At 59.6% G+C, this 25,023-nt stretch carries 17 protein-coding genes and 1 tRNA gene; 5 read left to right on the top strand and 13 right to left on the bottom strand.

The features are described 5' to 3' along the window. Window positions 1-23 precede the first annotated feature (23 nt). Complete coding sequence (gltB, locus tag HWX34_RS10025) at window positions 24-4,472, bottom strand: glutamate synthase large subunit (RefSeq protein ID WP_178972113.1); 4,449 nt, start codon at window positions 4,470-4,472, stop codon at window positions 24-26. A gap of 296 nt (window positions 4,473-4,768) precedes the next feature. Here gltB and HWX34_RS10020 point away from each other — a divergent pair, with 296 nt between their 5' ends. From HWX34_RS10020 to HWX34_RS10010, 3 genes are all read left to right on the top strand, one after another. Next, a complete protein-coding gene (locus HWX34_RS10020) occupies window positions 4,769-6,286 on the top strand; it encodes a phosphatidylserine/phosphatidylglycerophosphate/cardiolipin synthase family protein (RefSeq protein ID WP_178972112.1) in 1,518 nt (505 codons plus the stop codon). Window positions 6,287-6,766: 480 nt separating this feature from the next. Then, complete coding sequence (locus tag HWX34_RS10015; RefSeq protein WP_178972111.1) at window positions 6,767-9,022, top strand: arginine/lysine/ornithine decarboxylase; 2,256 nt, start codon at window positions 6,767-6,769, stop codon at window positions 9,020-9,022. A 235-nt stretch (window positions 9,023-9,257) separates the two neighbouring features. After that, window positions 9,258-10,841 carry a GMC family oxidoreductase gene (locus HWX34_RS10010; RefSeq protein WP_178972110.1) on the top strand — a complete coding sequence of 528 codons (1,584 nt, stop codon included), beginning with the start codon at window positions 9,258-9,260 and terminating at the stop codon, window positions 10,839-10,841. Between the two features lie 60 nt (window positions 10,842-10,901). On the opposite strand, the gene HWX34_RS10005 is transcribed toward HWX34_RS10010, so the two are convergent. The 3 genes from HWX34_RS10005 to HWX34_RS09995 form a co-directional block, all read right to left on the bottom strand. Next, entirely contained in the window at window positions 10,902-11,888 is a 987-nt protein-coding gene (locus HWX34_RS10005; protein ID WP_178972109.1) for a helix-turn-helix domain-containing protein, read from the bottom strand. Window positions 11,889-12,135: 247 nt separating this feature from the next. Then, window positions 12,136-12,915, bottom strand: coding sequence for a ferredoxin--NADP reductase (locus HWX34_RS10000; protein ID WP_178972108.1), 780 nt, complete (start codon window positions 12,913-12,915; stop codon window positions 12,136-12,138). A gap of 101 nt (window positions 12,916-13,016) precedes the next feature. Further along, complete coding sequence (locus HWX34_RS09995) at window positions 13,017-14,162, bottom strand: PLP-dependent aspartate aminotransferase family protein (RefSeq protein ID WP_178972107.1); 1,146 nt, start codon at window positions 14,160-14,162, stop codon at window positions 13,017-13,019. A gap of 321 nt (window positions 14,163-14,483) precedes the next feature. On the opposite strand from HWX34_RS09995, the gene HWX34_RS09990 reads away from it, so the two are divergent. After that, window positions 14,484-16,139, top strand: coding sequence for a long-chain fatty acid--CoA ligase (locus HWX34_RS09990; RefSeq protein ID WP_370459717.1), 1,656 nt, complete (start codon window positions 14,484-14,486; stop codon window positions 16,137-16,139). 63 nt (window positions 16,140-16,202) lie between these two features. On the opposite strand, the gene HWX34_RS09985 is transcribed toward HWX34_RS09990, so the two are convergent. The 3 genes from HWX34_RS09985 to HWX34_RS09975 all read right to left on the bottom strand — a co-directional run bounded on the left by HWX34_RS09985 (window position 16,203) and on the right by HWX34_RS09975 (window position 18,645). Then, on the bottom strand, window positions 16,203-16,862 hold the full coding sequence (locus HWX34_RS09985; protein WP_178972105.1) for an amino acid ABC transporter permease: 660 nt from the start codon (window positions 16,860-16,862) through the stop codon (window positions 16,203-16,205). A gap of 113 nt (window positions 16,863-16,975) precedes the next feature. After that, window positions 16,976-17,758 (bottom strand): transporter substrate-binding domain-containing protein, encoded by a 783-nt coding sequence (locus HWX34_RS09980; protein WP_178972104.1) that lies wholly within the window; start codon window positions 17,756-17,758, stop codon window positions 16,976-16,978. 110 nt (window positions 17,759-17,868) lie between these two features. After that, complete coding sequence (locus HWX34_RS09975; protein ID WP_045846685.1) at window positions 17,869-18,645, bottom strand: sulfite exporter TauE/SafE family protein; 777 nt, start codon at window positions 18,643-18,645, stop codon at window positions 17,869-17,871. Between the two features lie 205 nt (window positions 18,646-18,850). On the opposite strand from HWX34_RS09975, the gene HWX34_RS09970 reads away from it, so the two are divergent. Further along, window positions 18,851-20,503: a DUF945 family protein gene (locus tag HWX34_RS09970; RefSeq protein ID WP_178972103.1), complete on the top strand. Its 1,653-nt coding sequence runs from the start codon at window positions 18,851-18,853 to the stop codon at window positions 20,501-20,503. 72 nt (window positions 20,504-20,575) lie between these two features. Here the strand turns inward: HWX34_RS09970 and ychF are convergent, their stop codons facing one another. The 6 genes from ychF to ispE all read right to left on the bottom strand — a co-directional run bounded on the left by ychF (window position 20,576) and on the right by ispE (window position 25,012). Further along, the gene (gene ychF / locus HWX34_RS09965; protein WP_062788843.1) at window positions 20,576-21,667 is read right to left on the bottom strand and encodes a redox-regulated ATPase YchF; all 1,092 of its coding nucleotides are present in this window, start codon (window positions 21,665-21,667) and stop codon (window positions 20,576-20,578) included. 58 nt (window positions 21,668-21,725) lie between these two features. Continuing rightward, a complete protein-coding gene (pth, locus tag HWX34_RS09960) occupies window positions 21,726-22,310 on the bottom strand; it encodes an aminoacyl-tRNA hydrolase (protein WP_370459719.1) in 585 nt (194 codons plus the stop codon). A gap of 73 nt (window positions 22,311-22,383) precedes the next feature. Next, a complete protein-coding gene (locus HWX34_RS09955; RefSeq protein WP_178972101.1) occupies window positions 22,384-22,944 on the bottom strand; it encodes a 50S ribosomal protein L25/general stress protein Ctc in 561 nt (186 codons plus the stop codon). A 60-nt stretch (window positions 22,945-23,004) separates the two neighbouring features. Next, window positions 23,005-23,988 carry a ribose-phosphate pyrophosphokinase gene (locus HWX34_RS09950; RefSeq protein WP_045846690.1) on the bottom strand — a complete coding sequence of 328 codons (984 nt, stop codon included), beginning with the start codon at window positions 23,986-23,988 and terminating at the stop codon, window positions 23,005-23,007. A gap of 89 nt (window positions 23,989-24,077) precedes the next feature. Continuing rightward, a tRNA-Gln gene (locus HWX34_RS09945) sits at window positions 24,078-24,152 on the bottom strand. Between the two features lie 8 nt (window positions 24,153-24,160). Next, window positions 24,161-25,012 carry a 4-(cytidine 5'-diphospho)-2-C-methyl-D-erythritol kinase gene (ispE, locus tag HWX34_RS09940; RefSeq protein WP_178972100.1) on the bottom strand — a complete coding sequence of 284 codons (852 nt, stop codon included), beginning with the start codon at window positions 25,010-25,012 and terminating at the stop codon, window positions 24,161-24,163. Between the last annotated feature and the right edge of the window lie 11 nt (window positions 25,013-25,023).

Genomic DNA, 25,023 nt, shown 5'->3' with positions numbered 1-25,023 from the left:
GCAGTAAGCCCCGCCCTTGATCGTCAATCCTTGAGCAGGCTGTCCAACGTAGCGGCCTTCGGCTTCACCAGCCAGAAGTAGTCCACGTAGTCGTCGAAGTTTTGCAGCATGGCGCGGCCGGTTTCGGAGCCGGTCAACTCGACATGCTTGGCAATCTTCTCCAGCAGGAAGGCACGGTACATGCCCATTGCTTCGCCATTGATCAAGTGAATGTCGACCAGTTCATTGTTGTAGCGGTAGGCAAAGCGCTCGCCCGGGTCGTAGACGAAGGCGAAGCCACCGGTCATGCCGGCACCGAAGTTGTAGCCGGTTTCGCCCAGCACGATGACGGTACCGCCGGTCATGTATTCGCAGCAGTGGTCGCCCGCACCTTCGATGACCGCCAGCGCGCCGGAGTTACGCACACCGAAACGCTCGCCAGCCACACCGGCGGCAAACAGCTGGCCACCGGTGGCGCCGTACAGGCAGGTGTTACCGATGATGATGGCTTCGCCGCTTTCATACGCCGCATTTTTTGGCGGGTAGATGGTGACGCGGCCACCGGCCATGCCCTTGCCCACGTAGTCGTTGGCATCGCCTTCCAGTTCCAGATGCAGGCCAGGCGCGTTCCACACGCCAAAGCTCTGACCGGCGCTGCCGTTGAACTTGACCTTGAGGCAGCCAAACGGCAAGCCCGCCGCGCCGTGTACGCGGGCGATTTCACCGGACAGGCGGGCACCGATGGAACGGTGGATGTTCTCGATCGGGTAGGACAGTTCCAGCATCTGCTTGTTGTGGATGGCAGGCAGCGCATCGGCCAGGATCTGCTCGGCCAGCTCGCCCTTGTCGAAGGACGGGTTGCTGTCGCTGATGCAGAAGCGCGGCACATCGTCCGGCACCGTGCCTTGCGACAGCAGCGGCGACAGGTCCAGCTTGCCTTGCTTGGTGGTTTCGCCTTCCAGCAGTTCCATCAGGTCCATGCGGCCGATCAGCTCTTCCATGCTGCGTACGCCCAGCTTGGCCATCCACTCGCGGGTTTCGCGGGCGATGAACAGGAAGTAGTTCATCACCATTTCCGGCAGGCCAAGGAAGTACTTGGAGCGCAGCTTGATTTCCTGGGTAGCCACGCCGGTGGCGCAGTTGTTCAGGTGGCAGATACGCAGGTATTTACAGCCCAGCGCCACCATCGGGCCGGTGCCAAAGCCGAAGCTTTCCGCACCGAGGATGGCTGCCTTGATCACGTCGAGGCCGGTTTTCAGACCGCCGTCGGTCTGTACCCGTACCCGGCCACGCAGGCCGTTGGCACGCAGTACCTGTTGGGCTTCGGACAGGCCGAGTTCCCACGGCGAGCCGGCGTATTTCACCGAAGTCAGCGGCGAAGCACCGGTGCCACCGTCGTAACCGGAGATGGTGATCAGGTCGGCATAGGCCTTGGCCACGCCGGCGGCAATGGTGCCCACGCCCGGTTCGGCTACCAGTTTTACCGATACCAGCGCAGTCGGGTTGACCTGCTTCAGGTCGAAGATCAGCTGTGCCAGGTCTTCAATGGAGTAGATGTCGTGGTGCGGCGGCGGCGAAATCAGGCTGATGCCTTCCTTGGCATGACGCAGGCGGGCAATCAGGCCGGTGACCTTGTCGCCCGGCAGCTGCCCCCCCTCGCCCGGCTTGGCGCCCTGGGCTACCTTGATCTGCAGCACTTCGGCATTCACCAGGTAATGCGGGGTGACGCCAAAGCGGCCAGAGGCCACCTGCTTGATCTTGGACATACGCTCGGTGCCGTAGCGGGCCGCGTCTTCACCACCTTCACCGGAGTTGGAACGGCCGCCCAGACGGTTCATCGCCGTTGCCAGTGCCTCGTGGGCTTCCGGCGACAGCGCGCCCAGCGACATGCCGGCGGAGTCAAAGCGCTTGAGAATGGCTTCAATCGGTTCGACTTCGTCGATGGAGATCGGCTGCTCGGCCAGTTTCACCTTCATCAGGTCACGCAGCATGGCCACCGGACGGGTGTTCACCGTGTCGGCGTATTGCTGGTAGGCCTGGTAGTCGTCGTTCTGTACCGCCTTTTGCAGCAGCTGCACCACGTCCGGGTTGTAAGCGTGGTATTCCTCGCCGTGCACGTATTTGAGCAGGCCGCCTTGCGAAATCGGGCGCATCGGGTTGAAGGCGAAGCGCAGCAGTTGTTGCTGGTCGTCCTCGAAGTCCTCGAAGCTGGCACCGGACACGCGCGACACCGTGCCCTTCAGGCAGAGGTCCACCACGTCCTTGTGAATGCCGACGGCTTCAAACAGCTGGGCACCGCGATAGGAAGCGATGGTGGAGATACCCATCTTGGACAGCACTTTCAGCAGGCCCTTGTTGATGCCCTTGCGGTAGTGCTGCAGTGCTTCGTTGATCTTGCAGTTGACCACGCCGCTGTTCACCAGGTCGATGATGCTCTGGTAAGCGAGGTAGGGATAAACCGCGGTGGCACCGTAACCGATGACACAGGCCATCTGGTGCGCGTCGCGCACGGTGCCGGTTTCCAGCAGGATGTTGGTCTTGCAGCGCAGGCCGCTTTCAATCAGCGCATGGTGTACCGCACCGGTGGCAAACAGCGCGTGAATCGGCAGACGGCCCTGGGTGATGATGCGGTCGGACAGCACCACGATCACCGTGCCTTCGTTGACGGCTTCGATCACGTACTGGCACAGCTTTTCGATGGCCTGTTGCAAGGAGCTTTCGCTCGGGTCATAGCACAGGTCGAAAGTGGTGGCTTTCAGATACGGTTCCGGACGGGTGGTGACGCGGATGAATTTTTCGTGCGACAGCACCGGCGAGCGCACTTCCAGACGCTTGGCGTGCTCGGCGCTCTCTTCAAACATATTGCGCTCGGGGCCAAACACGCTGTTGAGCGACATCACCACCGCTTCGCGGATGGGGTCGATCGGCGGGTTGGTCACCTGGGCAAATTGCTGGCGCAGATAGTCGAAGGGCGAGCGCACTTTCTGGCTCAGCACCGCCATCGGGGTGTCATCACCCATGGAACCGACGGCTTCCTGGCCGTCTTCGGCCAGCACGCGCAGGATCTGGTCACGCTCTTCAAAGCTGAAGTTGTACAGCTTTTGCAGACGGGACAGTTCTTCCTTGCTCACCGCCTCGATGCCGGCATCGTCCTCGATCGACAGTTCCAGATACTTGGCACTGTCCTTGATCCACTGGCGGTACGGCTTGGCGCTCTTGAGCATGGCGTCGATGTCTTCAGGCATCAGCAGCTCGCCGGTTGCCAGGTCGGCGGCAAACAGCTGGCCCGGCTTCACACGGCCCTTGCGCAGCACGTCTTCCGGCTTGTAGTCCCACACGCCCACTTCGGAAGCGATAGTGAGGATATTATCCTTGGTCAGTACCCAGCGGGCCGGACGCAGTCCGTTGCGGTCCAGCATACAGGCGGCGTAGCGGCCATCGGTCAGCACGATGCCGGCCGGGCCGTCCCACGGCTCCATGTGCATGGAGTTGTATTCGTAGAAGGCGCGCAGGTCCTTGTCGGTGGAGTCGACATTCTGCCAGGCCGGCGGCACCAGCAGGCGCAGCGCACGGAACAGCGGAATGCCGCCCATCAGCAGGCCTTCCAGCATGTTGTCCAGGCTCATGGAGTCGGAGCCGTCGGTCTGCACGATGGGGCGCACGGCGTCCATGTCGAGGTGCGGCGAGGCCATGATGCGCTCGCGGGCACGTGCCCAGTAACGGTTGCCCTGCACGGTGTTGATTTCACCGTTGTGCGCCAGGAAACGGAAAGGCTGTGCCAGCTTCCATTGCGGCCAGGTATTGGTGGAGAAGCGCTGGTGGAATACCGCCAGGCTGGATTCAAAACGCGGGTCGTTCAGGTCCAGGAAGAACTTGGGCAGGTTTTCCGGCGTCACCAGGCCTTTGTAGGACAGGGTGTGCGGTGACAGCGTGGGCAGGTAGAAGGACGGGTCCTCCACCTTGTTGGCTTTTTCTGCCTGACGACGGCCCATGTACAGACGACGCTGGAAAGTCAGCTCATCCATACCAAAAGGACAGTTTACAAATACCTGAGAAATGGCAGGCAGGCTGGCCAGTGCGGCTTCACCACAGGCGCTGATGTCGGTGGGTACCACGCGGAAACCGGCGACTTCCAGTTGCTGGGCTTCCAGAAACTCTTTGAGGCGACGCAAGCTGCGTGCACCGATTTCACTGTCGGGGTGGTGGAATACCAGACCGGCGGCGTACACTGCCTTCAGCGCGATGTCGGCCTCAGCGGCCACTTCACGCAGGAAACCGTCCGGCTTGCGAAACAGCAAACCACAGCCGTCGCCCGACTTGCCGTCTGCCGCCACCGCTCCACGGTGTGTCAGTTTGGCCAGCGAGGAAATGGCGGTTTCCACCAGCCAGTGGCTGGGTTTGTCATCCAGTTGGGTGATAAGGCCGAATCCGCAGCTGTCCTGCTCGAAATCCGGGTGGTACAGGGTACCCTGCAACCAGCGCTGTCTGTCCATTGCTTTGTCCTGCTTATAATTGTGAATCGAATGAATTGATTCTAAGGGCAACTTGCTTGACCTTGCAACCAGTTATTGCCAATTATCTCGCAACGCAATAATCTTTATTTTTCAAATACTTGATTTAATTTTTCGCCAAAAAAATCAGGGGAAACCCGTAAAAAAAGTCCATTTTTCTTCCAGTTTTGTGACACCCATATTCAAAATTACGACCCATTCTGGTGCACGACTGGCAAATCCAAAATGGCCCAAACAGCCAATTTATGAATATTGTAGGACAACATACATAACTCACCATGCGTAGCGATAGCACTACAGCCCCCGCCCAGGATTTTGTGCGCCAGCTGGCCGACCAGGCCTTCTCGCGTTCGGCCGGGGCACCGCTGATTGCAGGCAATCAGGTTAGGCTGCTGTATGACAGCACAGATAACTTTCCGGCCTGGAAACAGGCTATTGCCGCTGCACAAGAGTCGGTATTCATTGAAATGTATATCGTGGCCAATGACCGCTTTGGCCGTGAAATCCGCCAGTTGCTGATCGACAAGGCCGCGGCGGGCATCAAGGTGTGCCTGTTGTATGACTGGCTGGGCAGCTGGAAATCCAGTCTGGCCGGGTTTTTCCGCCCGCTGCTGGCGGCCGGGGCCGAGGTGCGGGCCTACAATCCCCCCACGCTGACCGGCGGGCTCAGCCTGCTAGGGCGTAATCATCGCAAGCTGATTGTGGTGGACCAGCAGCAAGTGTTCATTTCCGGTTTGTGCATCAGTTCCAGTTGGGAAGGCAGGCCTGAAAGCGGCATCGCGCCGTGGCGCGACACCGGTTTGTCCTTGCGTGGGCCGCTGGTCGGCGAAGCCATGGCCGCGTTTGCCGATAGCTGGGCCAGCTGTGGCCCGGTGCTGGACGCGCACTGGCTGGATTTCCCCCCCCCCATTGCGAACTGCGGCACCATTGCCGCCCGCCTGATTGCCACCACCCCGTCCACCGCCCACATGATGCGGCTGGACTTGCTGATTGCCAGCTTTGCCCGCCGCACCCTGTGGCTGACCGATGCCTATTTCATGGGCACCAGCACCTATCTGTCGGCGCTGAAGCAGGCTGCGCGCGACGGGGTGGATGTACGTCTGCTGGTGCCGCGCTCCAGTGACATCCGCTGGATTGCCACCGTGTCGCGCACCATGTACCGGCCGCTGCTGGAATCCGGCGTACGGGTTTTCGAGTGGAACGGCCCGATGATTCATGCCAAGACCGCCGTAGCCGATGGTCGCTGGGCACGTATCGGCTCCACCAATTTGAACATTTCCAGCTGGCTGGCCAATCGTGAAATCGATGTCGCCATCGAGGACGAAAGCGTGGCTGGGGAACTGGCAGCCCGCTTTTTGCAGGATCTGGAACAATCCACCGAAGTGGTGCTCAGCGGTCACAAGCGCACGCCGGTGTTGACTCACCCGCGCCAGCGCCAGCAAGCCTCTTTCCTGTTTCCCAGTGCCGGGCATGCAGCGCGCAGTGGGGCCAGTGCAGCCGCACGGCAGGCCGCGCGTATTGGTGATGCGCTGGGTGCCGTAGTACGTGGTACCCGTAGCATAGACAGTAGTGAAGCCACCGCCTTTCTCACCATCGGCCTGAGCCTGCTGGGCTTTGCGGTAGTTGCCGCCCTGTTTCCCTGGCTGGTGGCCGGGCCGCTGGTTTTCCTGCTCACCCTGAGCGGTGGCGCCATCGTGTTGAAGGCGCTAGGTCTGTATCGGCGGCGCAATGAAAAAAAACAACAGTTGGCCGAGAGTAAAAATAATCTCAAACCGCCGGCCCCACCTGCAGGCTAATCTGTCTTAAAACAATCCTTTAAGCCCGCTTCATTCCGCTGAAAGCCTTGCCAGACAAGGATTCCGGCAGGATATTTGATCAAACTTGCAGAATATTTTCACGCACTGATATTGCCTTGCAACACAAGCACGGTAAAAGGACTACAATGCGCGCTTTCTTGGGATGTTCTCCAAGCCGGCCGACGTGAAGGACGCACACTCACCGTGCTCCCTAAGGAAGCCGGGGATCTGCGGCCACTCCACGTCAGCCAGCAGGATGCACCCCGGTTTCCGTGCGCGCCTAGTAACATTACGCGCCTCAAGGCCAGCCTCGCCAACCCGGCGACTGCGCCCCAACGCGCACCGAGTGACACTGCAGCAAGCTGCGGGCCGACAGGCGTTACAGGTGCACGGTAGTGTCCTTGCCCATGGCAAGGGCTGCCTTCCTGAATGGCCATTCCCGGCTGTGGTGTCCGAGTTTTGACCGACAAGGACTCAGGTATGCGTTTTCACTTCCCCATCGTCATCATCGACGAGGACTTCCGCTCGGAAAACACCAGCGGCTCCGGCATCCGCGAACTGGCAGCAGCCATGGAGGCCGAAGGCATGAGTGTGATCGGTTACACCAGCTATGGTGACCTCACCTCCTTTGCCCAACAGCAAAGCCGGGCAGCCGGTTTCATCTTGTCCATCGACGACGAAGAGTTCCAGACCGACGACGCATCGGAAAACGCCCTGGGCCAGCTGTACAGCTTTGTGGCAGAAATCCGCCGCCGTAACCCGGACATTCCGGTCTACCTGTACGGCGAAACCCGCACCGCGCGCCATATACCCAACGACATCCTGCGTGAGCTGCATGGCTTCATCCACATGCACGAAGACACGCCGGAATTCGTGGCGCGCCATATCATCCGCGAATCCAAGAGCTATCTGGACAGCCTGGCCCCGCCGTTTTTCCGCGCACTGGTGGACTACGCCCATGATGGCTCCTACTCCTGGCACTGCCCCGGCCACTCCGGTGGCGTAGCCTTCCTGAAAAGCCCGGTGGGCCAGATGTTCCACCAGTTCTTTGGCGAAAACATGTTGCGCGCCGACGTGTGCAATGCGGTGGACGAACTGGGCCAGCTGCTGGACCACACCGGCCCGATTGCCGCCTCGGAACGCAATGCAGCGCGCATTTTCAATGCCGACCACCTGTTCTTTGTCACCAACGGTACTTCGACTTCCAACAAGATCGTATGGCACAGCTGCGTGGCGGCTGGCGACATCGTGCTGGTGGACCGCAACTGCCACAAGTCCAACCTGCACGCCATCATGATGACCGGTGCCATTCCGGTATTCCTGATGCCCACCCGCAACCACTACGGCATCATCGGCCCGATTCCCAAGTCGGAATTCCAGCTGGACAGCATCAAGAAAAAGATTCTGGCCAACCCCTTTGCCCGCGAAGCGCTGGAAAAGAACCCCAAGCTCAAGCCGCGCATCCTCACCATCACCCAGTCCACCTACGATGGCATTTTGTACAACGTGGAAGAGATCAAGGGCATTCTGGATGGTGAAGTGGACACGCTGCACTTTGACGAAGCCTGGCTGCCGCACGCCAGCTTCCACGACTTCTATGGCGACTTCCACGCCATTGGCGAAGGCCGTCCGCGCTGCAAGGACAGCCTGATCTTCTCCACCCAGTCCACCCACAAGCTGCTGGCCGGTATCAGCCAGGCTTCGCAGATTCTGGTGCAGGACCCGCAAAACCGTCAGCTGGATACCGCCTGGTTCAACGAGGCCTATCTGATGCACACCTCCACCAGCCCACAATATTCCATTATTGCCAGCTGCGACGTGGCCGCCGCCATGATGGAGCAGCCGGGTGGCCAGGCACTGGTGGAAGAGTCGCTGGTGGAAGCACTGGATTTCCGCCGCGCCATGCGCAAGGTGGACGAGGAATACGGCAACGACTGGTGGTTCAGCGTATGGGGCCCGGACGAGCTGTCCGACGACGGCATCTGCGACCCGGTGGACTGGGAACTGAAACCCGGCGCGCACTGGCATGGTTTTGCCGGCATCGAGGAAGGCTTCAACCTGCTGGACCCGATCAAGGCCACCGTGCTGACCCCGGGCCTGGACGTAGACGGCAGCTTCGAAGAAATGGGCATCCCCGCCGCCATCGTCACCAAGTACCTCACCGAACACGGCGTGGTGGTGGAAAAAACCGGCCTGTACAGCTTCTTCATCATGTTCACCATCGGCATTACCAAGGGCCGCTGGAACACGCTGATTTCACTGCTGCAACAGTTCAAGGACGACTTCGACAAGAACCAGCCGCTGTGGCGCGCCATGCCGGACTTTGTCTCGCGCTACCCGCAGTACGAACGCGTGGGCCTGCGCGACCTGTGCCAGCGCATTCATGCCTTGTACACCAAGCATGACATCGCCCGCCTGACCACCGAGATCTATCTGTCCGAGATGGAGCCGGCCATGCGTCCGTCTGATGCCTTTGCCAAGATGGCGCACCGCGAGATCGAGCGTGTACCGGTAGACCAGTTGGAAGGCCGTGTCACCGCCGTGCTGCTGACGCCTTACCCGCCGGGCATTCCGCTGCTGATTCCGGGTGAGCGTTTCAACAAGACCATTGTTGACTACCTGCGCTTTGCCCAGGCCTTCAACCGCGAACTGCCGGGCTTCGAGACCGACGTGCACGGCCTGGTGGCCACCGATGTGGAAGGCCGCAAGGTGTACTGCGTGGATTGCGTCAAGTAAGCAGCCACAGCGCACCATGCAAAAAGCCGCAGGTTTGCTCCTGCGGCTTTTTTATGCTCGCAAAGTCACTGGCAACATGGCCTGTCATACCGGCTCAGCCGCTTGCTGGGCGTGAATAGCCAGGACGCTGTCCCGCACAATCAAGTGGCATGGCCGCAGCAGTCAACTTGCCTTTTCTCCAGCCCATAAGCTGAAGTCCCGCCCGCAACGGGCGCAGGAGAACAAGGAGAAGGCAATGCCACAATTTGACTATATCGTGGTGGGAGGCGGCTCCGCAGGCTGCACCATCACCTGCCGGCTGGTCGAAGCCGGCAAACGGGTTCTATTGCTGGAGGATGGCCCACCGGACAACAGCCCCTTCATCCACATGCCGGCCACCTTCATCAAGGTCATCGGCAGTGAACGCAGCGTGATTTACCAAAGCGAGCCGCAGGCTAGTGCCGCCGGTCGCCGCATCCATGTACCGCAAGGCCGCACGCTGGGGGGCGGCAGCTCCATCAATGCCATGGTGTATATCCGGGGGACGGCCAACGATTATGATGACTGGGCCGCGCAGGGCTGCAGCGGCTGGGGATGGGAGCAGGTGCTGCCAGCGTTCAAAAAGGCCGAAAACCATATGCGGCTCTCCGGCCCCTACCATGGCACCGAAGGACCACTGCGCGTCAGCGATACCCGTTATCGCCATCCGCTGAGCCTGGCCTTCGTCAAGGCGGCGCAAGAGTGCGGCCTGCCCTATAACGACGATTTCAACGGGCCGCTGCAGCAAGGCAGCGGATTTTTTCATACCACCACCTTCAATGGCCAACGCGGCAGCACGGCGGCCACCTATCTGGCAGCAGTACGCCAGCGCGACAATCTGCAGGTGCGTACCGGCTGTTATGTGGAAAAACTGCTATGGCAGGACAAGCGCGCCAGTGGCATACAGTGGCTTACTGCTGATGGCCAGTGTCACGAGGCCCACGCCGGTAGCGAGGTCATTCTGTGTGCCGGTGCGCTGTCCACCCCCAAGATACTGCTGCTGTCCGGTGTTGGCCCAGCCGCACAGCTGCGTGAGCATGGCATAGCCGTGCTGCATGACGCAGCGGAAGTTGGCCAGAATTATCAGGATCACCTGGAGGTATCGGTGTATGGCCGCTGCCGCGAACCGATCAGCCTGCTGGGGCAGGAGCGCGGCTTCAATGCCTTGCTCAATGGCTTGCAGTGGCAGCTGCTGCGCAGTGGACTGCTCACTTCCAATGTGGTGGAAAGCGGCGGCTTTGCCTGCACCGACGGCAGCAGCCGTCCGGACATCCAGTTTCACGTGTTGCCGGTGCTGGTGGGCGATGTGGATCGAGAGCCACTGCCCGGCCACGGCATTTCCATCAACCCCTGCCTGTTGCGTCCCAAATCACGCGGCTCAGTCAGCCTGAGTAGCCCCGATGCGCGCGCCCCGCTGCGCTTTGTCAGCGGCGCACTGAGCCATGAGGACGATGTGGCCGGCCTGCTGCGCGGAGTCAGGCTGGCACGGCGCATCTTGCGAGCGCCCTCGCTACAACGGGTGATCAGTGAGGAGCTGCTCCCGTCGGCAGCGGAGCACGCCAGCGATGAAGTGCTGATCACGCACATCCGCAGCCATGCCAAGACTGTCTACCATCCGGTTGGCACCTGCCGCATGGGTGGCGATGCGGCGGCGGTGGTCAACCCGCAGCTACAGCTCAATGGCGTGGAAGGCGTGCGCATCTGCGATGCCTCCATCATGCCCAGCATCATTTCCGGCAATACCAATGCGCCGGTCATCATGATTGCCGAGCGCTGCGCCGACTTCATCTTGCGCAGCTGAGCCACAGCCATTGAGTCGGGCCAGTCCCCTGCCGGCAGGAGCTGGCCACCGACACACCGGTCACAACCCGTCACCTTGCAGTGACAGCATGCCACGCTGGCGGGTCTGGCTGGGCGTTTCGCCGAACCGCTGTTTATAGCTGCGGCAAAAATGGGCGCTGTGATTGAAGCCCCAGCGGAAACCCAGCTCGCTCACCGACAGGTGGCGCAATGCCGGGTCTTGCAGGTCGATGCGGCAACGCTCCAGTCGTCGCCCCCACAGATAGCGGCTGACCGACAAGCCTTCCTGCGCAAAAATGCGTGCCAGCTGGCGGGCTGACAGCCTCAGCGCGCGGCTGATGTGCTCGCCATCCAGCTCATCTTCGGCCAGATGTTGCTCGATATAAGCTTTGGCACGCCACAGGCTGCACAGGGTGGATTTGCCGGCCTGCATCTGGCCGCTATGCACACTCCACAAGGAATGCAGCCATTCCAGCAACTGGCTGGCCTGATGTTCGCGCGCACCGGCTTGTACCAGCGCACCAACCGTCAGCAGCTGCCGCACGACCTGCGGCCCCCAACCGGCAATACCCACGCTATGGTCTATCTTGACCAGACCGCGCTCTTGCCATCTACCCACCTGCTGCTGGAACAGCTGGCGCGGTATATCCAGCACCGCCATCGCCATCTGCTCCGGGAAACCATGTCCATAGGGCTGGGCGGTGTCATACAGCACCACATCACCCGGCACATGCAGCGCGCAGTCCACCCCCTGATGACTGAAGCCACGCCCCTGCAACATCAGGCATGCAAAAATGCTGTCGCGCCCATCATGGCGGATGCTGTGGCCGCTGCGTACCACGGAATGGGCATTGGCCTCTATGGTAGCCATGCGGAACAGGCCGAAATCCTGATAGCGCAGGCTGGCGTCCAGCTCCTGTCCTGGCTCGCGTTGGCACTCCACATCAATCAATAGCTGCCCTACTTGTTCGCGCCAGAAGTGCACCCGTTCGCTGCGGCTGACCGCATGGGTGGAAATGCTGACATCTGTCAGTGAACGGGCGGTCATCGGCAGCTCCCGGCAAACGGCGGCCACAGGACAAGGCTGCAGGCAGACGGCCAGCCTGACTGGCCACAGCGGCGGGTGACGGTGTGCATGGTGTCTCCTCCGGATGGCCCTCTTGTAAGGGGCCGTATAGCCGGTGATGTCATCACCACTCGGCCTTGCCAAACGCGGGAGTATCCCGCACCGGGCATTGCCTCATATTGTTAATATATTAATTAAAGTCAAGGCCGGCCATGCGCCGGCATCTGGCTTACCAGCCGTTCTCCAGCACCAGATGACCAGGGGCGCTGAGTCGGCTCAGGCGAAAGCCCATCTTCATCAATTGACGGTGGGTGTCTTCCACCATGGCCGGATTGCCACAAATCATGAAGCGCGAGCGCTCTGGTGTCAGCGGCAGGCCGGCCGCTTCGGCCAACTCGCCACTGGCCAGCAAGGCCGGAATGCGCTGCTGCAACATGCCAGGCTCCGGCTGGCGCGTCACCACGGGCAGATATTGCAAACGCTCGCCCCATTCCTGCCACAAAGGGTGCTGCCGCAAGGCGGCAATCTCATCACGATAGGCCAGTTCGCTGACATCACGCACGCAATGCACCAGCACGATACGGGCAAAGCGCTGCCACACTTCTGGCTGCTGCAAGATGGACAGATAAGGGGCCAGACCGGTGCCGGTGGCCAGCAGCCACAGGTCTTCGCCATCCGGCAGGCGGTCCACGGTGAAAAAGCCATTGGCCTTGTTATCCAGCAGGACAGTGTCACCCACCTGCAAACGCGCCAGGCGCGAGGTGAACAGCCCATCCGGCACCACGATGGAGAAAAACTCCAGATGCTCGTCCCAGCTGGCGGAGGTCATGGAATAAGCCCGCCACACCATGCCGCCGTTTTCCAGCGGCAAGCCCAGCCGGGCGAACTGACCGGGCACAAAGCGCCAGGATTCGGGGCGACTCAGGCGAAAGCTGAACAGCTTTTCGCTCCAGTGCTGCAGGGAAAGAATAGTCTGGGTGGTGTATTTTTCTGCTGCAGGGGCGGCCATGATCAATACCTTAGTAATTTACTCAGGTAATTTACCGCATCAGGGCCGCCGCAACAAGCCAGACCCGGCTTGCTGGGCAGCCCGTTTCACCCCATGACGGCTTAATCGGCCAATGCCTGTGCCAGATCCGTCAGAATGTCTTCGATATCTTCCACGCCGATGGACAGGCGCAGGCCACCTTCACGAATGCCCAGTGAGGCTTTCTGCTCCGGCGGCATACCGCCGTGCGACATGGTGTAGCTATGGTTGACCAGCGACTCCACCCCGCCCAGCGATTCGGCCAAGGCAAACAGCTGCAACTTGCTGGCCACACGGCTGGCTTCGGCGCGGGTGTTTTCCTTCAGCCAGATGGTGACGATGCCGCCAAAACGACGCATCTGCTGCCGGGCGATGTCATGACCGGGGTGGTCGGCAAAGCCGGGGAAGAACACTTTTTCTACCTTGGGATGGTCGCGCAGGAAGGCAGCCACCTGTTCGGCATTGTCGCAGTGGCGTTCCATGCGCAGGTGAAGGGTCTTGATGCCGCGCAGGGTGAGGAAGCAATCCTGCGGCCCCGGCACACCACCGGCGGAATTCTGGATGAACTTGATGTCGGCAAACAGCTTGTCGTCGCTGACGGCCACCAGACCCAGCAATACGTCAGAATGGCCGCCAAGATATTTGGTGGCGGAATGCACCACGATGTCGGCCCCCAGGTCGATGGGGTTTTGCAAATACGGCGTGGCAAAAGTGCTGTCTACCGCCACTACTGCGCCATGCTGGTGAGCGATGGTGGACAAGGCGGTGATATCGACCAGGTTGAGCAGGGGGTTGGTGGGCGACTCCAGCCACAGCATCTTGGTGCGGGCGCTGATGGCTTGCTGCAAATTGGCCGGGTCGGTCAGGTCGACAAAGGTCACCGTGATACCGGCCGGTGCCATCACCTTGGTCAGCAGGCGATACGCGCCGCCGTAGAGGTCGGCCACGGCAATCACTTCATCACCGGGCTTGAGCGTGGCGCGCAGCACGGCATCAATGGCGGCCATGCCGCTAGCAAACGCCAGGCCGTGCCTGGCATTTTCCAGGCTGGCCAGGCAGCTTTCCAGCGCAGCACGTGTAGGGGTGCCGGTGCGGGCATAGGCAAACGGCAGTTGCTCGCCCACTTCGGCAAATTCAAAGGCCGAGGTTTGATAAATCGGCGGCATCACCGACTTGCAGTGCTGGCTGCTGTCATAGCCGGAATGGATGGTCTTGGTGGCAAATTTCATTATTGTTCCTAGAGGTCCTGAGCCCGTGACATTCTGAGCACAGCGGCATTTACCGTATGCTGGCCCGGCAATACCAATGGCATTAATGGCTGCATAATCATGACTGAAACCGGCACTTTACCGGCAATTTATTGATTATTCCCAAAAACTGACCGCAATTTTCTTTACACCGAAAGGGAATAGGGCTAATTTGCGCCGTCCTTGAATCAAACATTTGTACGAATGAAGCTAGAACGCGCTTTTGATATCCTCTTTCACCAACTGGAAACCTTGCCGCGGCCCGATTGCCTGAGTGCCAAAACCGACGGGCAGTGGCAGTCCATGAGCAGCTGCGCTGTGATGGAGGCTGTCAACGCACTCAGCCTGGGCTTGTTGCAACAAGGCATTCAGCGTGGCGATACCGTGGCCATCGCTGCCGACAACTGCCCGGAGTGGGTGATTGTCGACTTTGCCCTGCAACAGATTGGTGCCATCAGCGTACCGCTCTACCCTACCTGCACGCTGGAAGATGCACGCTATATCCTGGAGCATGCTGCGGTCAAGCTGGCGTTTGTCGGCAGCAGTGCATTGCAACGCAAGCTGCAACAGGCACTGGCAGACCGCCCCTGCCCTTGCTATGGACTCAAACCGCTGGACGGCCTGCCGTGCTGGACCGTGCTGCGCGATGACGGTCGCCAGGGCAAGTTGCAGCAACTGGCCTTGCTGCGTAACAGCATACAGCCGGATGATGTGTTCACCATCATCTATACCTCGGGCACCACCGGCCGTGCCAAGGGCGTGATGCTGTCGCACCGCAACGTGGTGAGCACCGTCACCGCCACGGCGGCACATACCCGCCTGCCCGCCGGACAGTGCCGGGCGCTGAGCTTTTTGCCGCTGTCGCACATCTTCGAGCGCGCCGGTGTGCTGTACTACATGCTCACCGGCAGCGGCGTGTATTTTTCCAGCGTCGACGCCCTGTCCGGCAGTCTGGCCGAAGTCCGCCCGCATACCTTCAGCGCGGTGCCCCGCGTGCTGGAAAAAGTGCACGAAAAGCTGCACGCCAAAGCCAGCACCCTCAAGGGCTGGCAACGCCGCTTCTATCTGTGGGCCCTGGCGCGGGCCGAAGCCTACGAACCCAATCAGCCGCCACGCGGCCTGGCCGCCATCCAGCATGCTATTGCCGACCGTCTGGTGTATCGCAAATGGCGTGCCGCCATGGGCGGCACGTTATGCTGGGTGAATGTGGGCTCTGCTGCCTTGCAACCGCGTCTGGCCCGCTTGCTGTGGGCCAGCGGCATTGCCGTGGCCGAGGGCTACGGCATGACGGAAGCCGCGCCGGTGATTACGGCCAACCCCTTCTCGCCAGACAAGGTACGCATTGGCAGCGTTGGCATTGCCCTGCAGGGAGTGGAGCTGAAACTGGCCGAGGATGGCGAAATCCTGGTGCGTGGCCCCAATGTGATGGTGGGCTATTACCGCGAACCTGAGCTTTCCGCCGAAACCCTGCGACAGGGCTGGCTGCATACCGGGGACATCGGTGTGCTGGAACAGGGCTATTTGCGCATTACCGACCGCAAGAAGGAAATGTTCAAGACCAGCAATGGCAAGTACATCGCACCGCAGTTGCTGGAAAACAAGCTGAAGGAATCGGCCTATATCGACCAGATCATGGTGGTGGGAGACGGGCAGAAATTTGCCGCTGCGCTGATTGTGCCGCTGTATGAAAAGCTGCAGGAATGGTGCCAGGAACAAGGCATCACCTATACCTGCCATAGTGAAATGCGCTTGCACCCGCGCATCGTGGAGCTGATAGAACGCGAGATCAAGCGCTTCAACCGCCACTTTGGCAGTTGGGAGCACATCAAGAAATTTGCCCTGCTGGACAAGCCCTGGTGTGTGGACGCCGGCGAACTGGCTCCCACGCTGAAGCTGAGGCGCAAGGTAATCAGCCAGCGCTGTCAGGCATTGATAGAAAGCATGTACCGCCACGCCTGAGTCGCGGGCTGTTCATGAAAATCCCCGCCGATGAGCGGGGATTTTTGTTGGCCAGCAGGGGATTCAGCGCTGGTGCGCCATATCCAGCTTGCGCTCCACCCGCTTTTGCAGGCGCTCGAAGCTGGCACTCATCACCCAGTACAGTGCCGCAGCGCCCAGGTACAAAGGCAGCGGCTGGAAGGTCTGGGCAATCACTTCCTTGGTGGCCAGCATCAGCTCGGTGACGGTAATGACCGATACCAGCGAAGTATCCTTGATCAGGCTGATCAGCGAATTGGACAGGCTGGGTACGGACAGGCGCAAAGCCTGCGGTGCCACGATATAGCGCATGGTTTGCCACCAGCTGAAACCCAGCGACAGCCCGGCGTCCCACTGGCCGCGCTCCACCCCGGCAATGCCGCCACGCAGGCTTTCCGACAGATAAGCCGCCACATTCAGCGTCAGGGCGATAATACCGGCCGGGACCGGATCCAGTTCGATGCCAATACCAGGCAAGCCGTAATAGATGACAAAAATCTGCACCAACAGGGGCGTGCCGCGCATGGCGCTGACGTAAAAAGCCACCAGCTGCGACAACACCGGCACCTTGCCCACCCGCAGCAAAGCCACCACAAAGCCCAGCAGCAAGCCCAGTACCATGGCCACCACGGCAAACATCAGCGTATACAGCGCCCCTTTCAGCATCACCGGCAGGGCCGCCGTAATCAGATCTGCCCACTCCATGTTTTTATCCCCATTCAGAAACACCTGCGCCCCTGACCGGCAGGGGCGCAGCAATCAGCACATTCTAATGGCACTGAAGGGAAAACACGATGGCCACGACAGGCCGCAGCCGCTTACTTGGCGGCAGTCGGTGCCTTGGACACATCGATACCGAACCACTTCACCGAAATCTTCTTGAAGCTGCCATCGGCCTTCATGTCATTGAGCGCCTTGTCCACCGCCTGCTTGAACTTGGGGTTGTTCTTGGCAAATGGAATACCCATGGTGGTGACATCACCTACCGGATGACCAGCCTTCAAGGGCAGCTTGGCTTGCTTGATGGCAAACGGAATCAACAGGCTGTCGTTCAGCGCTGCGTCAATCCGGCCGGAAGCCAAATCTTGCAGGTTCTCCGGTGCCGACGGGTATACCTTGACCTCGATACCGCTCACTGCCTTGACCATGTCGGCATAATTGCTGCCCTGGCCCACGCCCACTTTCTTGCCCTTCAGGTCGTCCAGCGACTTGAACACGCGCGTCTCGTTCTTGCGCACAATCAATTGGGCACTGGAGAAGGTGTAAGGCTGGGAGAAGTCGAAGGTTTCCTTGCGCTTGTCAGTAATGCCCACCTGGTTCACCACCACGTCAAACTTGCCCGCCTGCAGGCCAGCCAGCAGACCGCTCCATTCACCGGTGGTGAATTCCGGTTTCACTTTCAGGCGCTTGGCCACTTCGGTAGCCACTTCCACATCAAAACCGGTCAGGTTCTGCTGGGCATCCTTGAAGGTGAAGGGCGGGTAAGTACCTTCCACGGCAATTTTCAGCGTACCGCGTTGCTTGACGGTATCCAGCAGATCAGCGGCAAGAGCATGGCCGGCAAAGGCAACAAACAGGGACGCAAACAGGATTTTTTTCATTGCAGATCATCCATCGTTATTTTGAAAACACCTATTCTCCCGCAGGAGAATACAACGCGTGATACGCACGGGGCGTGCAGCACGTGGCAAGGCGCCAGCATACTCCAGCCTCAGCGGATAAACAGCCATATTGTCAGTGCGGTTCCCACCACCACCACAAAGGCGCGTAGCTGACGTTCCGGCAGGCGGTGCATCAACCAGCCACCCACCACGCCACCGGCAATGCCACCGGCACCCAAGGCCAGCACCGCTGCCCAGTTGATTTGCGGCGACAAGGCAAAAATGGCCACGGCCGATGCATTCATGGTCATGGCCAGTGCGTTCTTGGTGGCGGTGGCCATACGCACCTGCTGACCAGCAATGGTGAGCGCCGCCAGCATCAGAAAGCCGATACCGCCACCAAAATAACCGCCATACACGGCTATCGCGCCCTGAATCAGCAGCAACAGCGGGGTAGGCAAATGACGCGGCGGTGCATCCGGATCCACCACCGGTTTGCGGCGGAAGCTGCCCCAGGCAAATACACTGGTGGCAAACAACACCAGCCACGGCACCAGCCGGGTAAAGATGCTGACCGGGGTGGAGAGCAACAGCAAGGCCCCCAGCACCCCGCCAATCAGGCTGACCACAAACAAATGACGAAACGGCACCGGCCCCACCCCGCCCACCAGCTTGCGCCCGGCCAGCGCCGAGGTGATCTGGCTGGGAAACAGCGCAATGGTGCTGCTCATATTGGCAGCCAGCGGGTTGAGCCCGGCCAGCAGCAAGGCGGGAAAGGTAATGAAGGAGCCGCCTCCGGCCAGTGCATTCTGGATGCCGGCATACAGGCCGGCTGCGGCAATGAGTGCCAGCAAAGGCAGCGGTAAAGGCTGCGAAAAATGAAACATGAACGGCTCCAATGGATCGGGCTGGGAAGAGTACGGCAACAGGCGCTCCATTTTGCCCGGAATGCCCAGGTAAGAACACCCGGATTATCCCCTGCCATCATCTGCGGGCAACATCAAGCCGGGCTGGTATAACCCTCCTTCCCCTGCTAGTCTGGCGGACATGTCAGCGATAAGCGTATGTCATCGAACGCCACAGGGAGAGCTCATGAAGACAATCAAGATCAGCGCTGCGCTACTGGGCCTGGCGGTCGCGGGATGGTGTGCGATTGCACCCGGCATAGTCGGCATGCGCTATGAGGAAAAAATGCGCAGTGACTTTGCCGCGATGAGCAACAAGGCGGGTGGCTCCATGCTCAGCCTGCAGCAGTTCGACCGTGGCTGGTTCACCTCCACCGCCAAGGTGCAATTGAAGCTGCCCATCGGTGGCCAGGTACAGGTGATGCAGCTGGACTACAAGATCAACCAGCTGCCGCTACCCTTCATGCGCTGGTCCCGTACCAACATCAGCTTCACACCACTGGATGAACAGGGCAAACCAGGCCTTCCCCTGCCGCTGACCGTGGAAAGCATACGCAAGACCGATGGCAGCAATGACAGCCATCTTGCCGGTCATGACGTCATCGTCAACACTGCGGCCGGTACTTTCACCTTCAGCATCGAAGGCAAAGCTCACACCAAAGAGGGCGAGCCGGTCAGCTACGACATCGCACTGCCCACCTTCAGCTTTCAGGCCGTCAGCAGCGGTAGCAACGGCCTGGCAGTGCGCCTGAAGGATCTCAAGCTCAACGGCAAACTGAGTACTTTCAATACGGCCGATACCCCCTGGGCCTCACAACTTCAGCAACAGATGGGCGAAGCCACCGTGCTGGCAGGCAGCACGCCGCTGGCCCAGGTGGGCCCAAGCCACATGACAATCAAACTGGATGACAAGGGTGGCAATGTTGACGTCAGCTACCAGACGCATCTGGACAGCCTGAAACTGTCTCCTCCCGGCCTGCCAGTACAAGAGCAGGACAATCTCGACCTCGACTTCAGCTACACCAACATCAACAAGCAGGCCTTGCTTGCCTGGCAAGCCGACACCATGGCACTGACCAACCGTGCCGACCTGCGCAATAATCCGGCCGCCATCCAGCAGGCATCCATGGCGCTGGTCTACAAGCATATGGGTGCCTTCCTGGCACAATCGCCTTCCTTCAATCTGCAACGCCTGTCGCTGCACATGCCCAAGGGCACTATCCAGGGCAGTTTCTCCATCGGCTTTGATGGCAGCGGCGTCACAGCTGCCGACATCACCCCCACCTGGCTCGCGGCACAGGCCAAACAGCGCAGCACACTGAAAGCCAGCCTGGCAGTCGAACGCAGCTTGCTTGACGCGCTGGCCCCTTCCAGCCAGGCCAAGGCGCAAGCCGAGATGATGCTGGCACAATGGCAAACCCAGGGCCTGATCAAGAACGATGGCAAGGTCATCAGCAGCAGCCTGCAGATTGATCGCAACGGAGTAAAAGCCAATGGCCAGTCATTGAACCTGCCAAGCCTCATGGCAGGCATGAACAGCCAGCCAGCCCCAAGCGCGGCCGCACCGGACACAGCCCCCGCGCCCACCGCCGTTGCGCCAGCCAGTGCAGAAGCCGCACCGGCCAGCAAGGCAACAAACCCGGCTGCCAGCATGCCTCCAGCCAGAACAGCACCGGCCCCTGTCGCCGCCCCTGCTGTCACGGCGGCACCGGCATCGCTCCCGGAAGCCAAAGCAGGCCAAGGCCACATGCGCCTGCCCGGCCCCCAGGTAGACCTGCGCTACTGCCTGCGCCAGCACGGCGACCTTGCCATCATCCGCTGCGCCAATCGCGGCCATTAGTCGCCTGCCAAGCAAAACGCCCCCGGACTTGGCATCCGGGGGCGTTTTTCATCGAGCAACGGGTAAGGCTGATCAGACGTTGAACAGGAAGTTCATCACGTCGCCATCCTGCACTACGTACTCCTTGCCTTCGGAACGCATCTTGCCTGCTTCCTTGGCCTTGGCTTCGCCGCCCAGGGTGATGAAGTCGTTGTAGGCAATGGTCTGGGCGCGGATGAAGCCGCGTTCGAAGTCGGTGTGGATCACACCGGCAGCCTGCGGTGCGGTGTCGCCTACATGGATGGTCCAGGCGCGTACTTCCTTCACACCGGCGGTGAAGTAGGTTTGCAGGCCCAGCAGCTTGTAACCGGCACGGATCAGACGGTCCAGACCCGGTTCTTCCAGGCCCATTTCGGCCAGGAATTCAGCCTTGTCAGCATCATCCAGGTCGGCGATTTCGCTTTCGATAGCCGCACACAGGGCCACCACCGGCGCGCCTTCGCGCTCACCCAGCGCTTGCAACTTGTCCAGGTAGGGGTTGTTGCTGAAGCCGTCTTCCGACACGTTGGCCACATACATGGCCGGCTTGATAGTGAGCAGGCACAGCGGCTTGAGGATGGCCTTTTCTTCGTCGGACAGATCCAGCGAGCGTACCGGCTGGCCCTGGTCCAGATGCGGCACCAGCTTTTCCAGTACGGCGATCAGTGCGCGGGCGTCCTTGTCACCGGACTTGGCTTTCTTGCCTTCACGCTGCATGGCTTTTTCGACCGAGGAAAGGTCGGCCAGCGCCAGTTCGGTGCCAATGGTTTCGATGTCGGCAATCGGGTCTACCTTGCCAGCCACGTGCACGATGTTGTCGTCGTCAAAGCAGCGCACCACGTTGACGATGGCATCGGTTTCGCGGATGTTGGCCAGAAACTGGTTGCCCAGGCCTTCGCCCTTGGAAGCACCTGCCACCAGACCGGCAATGTCGACAAACTCAACAATGGCCGGCTGGATTTTTTGCGGATTGATGATTTTGGCCAGCTCGGCCAGGCGCGGGTCCGGCACTTCCACGATGCCGACATTGGGCTCGATGGTGCAGAAGGGATAGTTGGCGGCTTCGATACCGGCCTTGGTCAGCGCATTGAACAGGGTGGACTTGCCAACATTGGGCAGGCCAACAATACCGCACTTCAGACTCATGTCAGCATTCCTTGATAAGTTTTTCAATCTTGCAGGCCGGGATGTCCGGCCCGTGAAATCACTTGGCTGCAGTATGCAGCTCTTTCATGGCCATCGCCATGTTGCCGGCAATGGCCAGCGGCAGATAGGTTTGTGCCTTGAGCACGGCGTCGTCGATGGCGCTTTGTTCTTCGGCACGCGGCTTTTTCAGCACGAAATTGGCCACTTCATTACGGTCACCCGGATGGCCAATGCCCAGACGCAAGCGCCAGAAGGCCGGTGAACCCAAACGGGCCGCGATGTCTTTCAGGCCGTTATGACCACCATGACCACCACCTTGCTTCAGGCGTGCAGTGCCGGGCGGCAGGTCCAGTTCATCATGCACCACCAGGATTTCATCCGGCAGAATCTTGTAAAAGTGGGCCAGCGCCAACACCGCCTGACCGGACAGGTTCATGAAGGTCATCGGCTTGAGCAGCCAGATATCCTGACCTTCTATCGCAACACGGGCAATATCACCGTGAAACTTGCCTTCGGTCCGCCAGTTGCCCTTGTATTTCCAGCACAGCTCGTCAAGCAGCCAGAAACCGGCGTTATGACGGGTTTTTTCATATTCCGGCCCGGGGTTGCCCAGACCGACAATCATGCGAATGGAAGACATGATCGGATTTTCCAGTAAAAAGGCTCGCTGCAGGCCAAAGCCTGACAACGAGCCCTTGTCAAACAAGCACTAATGCTTAGGCGTTGGCCAGAGCAATGGCTGCGTCTTCGCCACGAACCAGGGCAGCGATTTCAACGCCGGCCGGCAGTTTCAGGTCGGACAGGTGTACAGCTTCGCCAGCCTTGATGGAGGACAGGTCAACTTCGATGAACTTCGGCAGGTCGCCCGGCAGTGCACGAACTTCCACTTCATTGATGATGTGGCTGATCTTGGCACCTTGCAGCTTAACGGCTTCGGAAACATCTGCATTTACGAAGTGCAGTTGAATCTTTACGTGTACTTTCTGGTTCAGGTCAACGCGCTGGAAGTCGATGTGCAGGACTTGTTGCTTGTACGGGTGGTTCTGGAAGTCACGCAGGATAACTGCTTGCTTCTGGCCGTCGATAACCAGATCCAGGATCGCAGAGTGGAAAGCTTCTTCCTTCAGTGCGTAAAAAATGGTGTTGTGGTCCAGAACGATGGACTCAGCAGCGCCATTGCCGTATACCACGGCCGGCAGTTTGCCAGCGTGACGCAGGCGGCGGCTCGCACCAGTACCCATCTCTTCGCGCTTGGCGGCGATCAGTTCGTAAGACATGTAATACTCCAGTATTTCAAGTTAAAGGCACCAGCCCCGCCGCGACCAGCGGGCCTGATGTTACGGCAGGCAAGCGCCCGACGAAACCAGTTCCTCATTGAAGAGGTAGGACACCGATTCTTCGTTATTGATGCGGCGCAGCGTCTCGGCCAGCAGGCCGGCGATGCTGGCAACCCGGATGTTCGGGCAGGCCAGGGCCTGTGCAGTCAACGGAATGGTGTCGGTGACAACGACCATGTCGATGTCGGAATTCTTGATGCGATCCACGGCCTGGCCGGAGAAAATCGCATGGGTGGCGTAGGCCAGCACGCGCTGGGCACCGCGCTCTTTCAGAGCGGAAGCGGCCTTGCACAGGGTGTTGGCGGTGTCGATCATGTCATCCACGATCAGACAGGTACGGCCGGATACATCACCGATGATGTTCATCACTTCGGCCACATTGGCCTTGGGACGACGCTTGTCGATGATGGCCAGGTCAGTGTTCAGTGCCTTGGCCATGGCGCGGGCACGTACCACACCGCCCACGTCCGGGCTGACCACGATCAGGTCGTCGATGCGCTGGGAACGGATGTCCTTGAGCAATACCGGGGTGGCGTAAACGTTATCCACCGGGATATCAAAGAAACCCTGAATCTGGTCAGCGTGCAGGTCGACGGTCAGTACACGGTCGATACCAGCGCTGGTCAGCATATTGGCGACCAGTTTGGCGGAAATCGGTACACGGGCAGAACGCGGACGACGGTCCTGACGGGCGTAGCCAAAATACGGAATGGCTGCGGTAATCCGGCCTGCGGATGCACGCTTGAGCGCATCGGCCATGGTCAGGATTTCCATCAGGTTGTCATTGGTGGGAGCACAGGTGGACTGCAGGATGAACACGTCGCGTCCGCGGACATTCTCCAGCAGTTCGACAGCAACTTCGCCATCGCTGAACTTGCCGACATCGGCACGGCCCAGGGAGATATCCAGATGCTTGACTACGTTTTGAGCGAGTTCCGGGTTAGCGGTCCCGGTAAATACCATCAAACTGTCGTATGACGCCATGATTCCATTTGCCTTAGCAGGATAAAGAAAAAGCGTGTAAGGGATTCTTACACGCTTTTTTCATGCTCTCTCTTATTGAGAGAAAGTCTTGGCTGGGGAGGTAGGGATCGAACCTACGAATGCCGGAATCAAAATCCGGTGCCTTACCACTTGGCGACTCCCCAATAAACTTTTAAACAATGTCCAACAAGGGGTGGCTATTCAGCCCTTCCGCAACAAATCCCTTATATTTTTTGGACATTGCCTGATAAACTTTATCGGCTTCTTCCTTTGACTGGCACTCAAGGAACACACATGCTCCGGAACCAGTCATCAGCGGCGAACCATATTTTTTCAACTCGCTCAGTACTTCATTCACCGCCGGGTACAACCCTGAAACAACTTGCTGCAGCTCGTTTCGTCGTTGCTGCGTTGTTTCGAGGATTCGCATTATGCTGATGGTGCCTTCCTCTGTCAACACCCTTCCTGCAAATTTCTTAAATATTTCTGCAGTTGGTACATGTACCCCAGGATGAATTACAACATACCACGCCGGTTTCAAATTGATTTCATTGAGTTTTTCACCGATTCCGGTGGCCAGCGCGTTCTTGCCGAAAATAAACACCGGAACGTCTGCTCCCAGCTGCAAACCCAGTTCCATCAATTGTTCACGCGAATAATTTGTCTGCCACAAATGATTCAGTGCCAGTAAAACAGTGGCTGCATCCGAACTTCCGCCCCCCAATCCGCCGCCCATCGGGATACGTTTGGTCAGACGGATACTGGCACCCAGCGTGCACGCACTGCGCTGTTGCAACAAACGGGCCGCACGCACGGTGAGGTCCTGCTCCGGCGCAACGCCTTCAATCGGGTTGAGCAGTACGATCTGGCCGTCGTCACGCACGGACAGTTCCACCGTATCGCTGAAGTCGATGAAGCGGAATACCGTCTCCAGCAGGTGATAACCGTCAGCGCGCTTGCCGACGATATGCAGCAGCAGGTTGAGTTTGGCCGGAGCCGGATAGGAATGGAATGTTTGGTTCATACGCAAGCGGA

It is taken from the genome of Aquitalea sp. LB_tupeE (assembly GCF_013391415.1).
In the GTDB taxonomy this organism is placed as follows: domain Bacteria; phylum Pseudomonadota; class Gammaproteobacteria; order Burkholderiales; family Chromobacteriaceae; genus Aquitalea.
The sequence above is the reverse complement of the archived record's forward strand: the minus strand, read 5'-3'. Positions and strand labels throughout refer to the sequence as shown.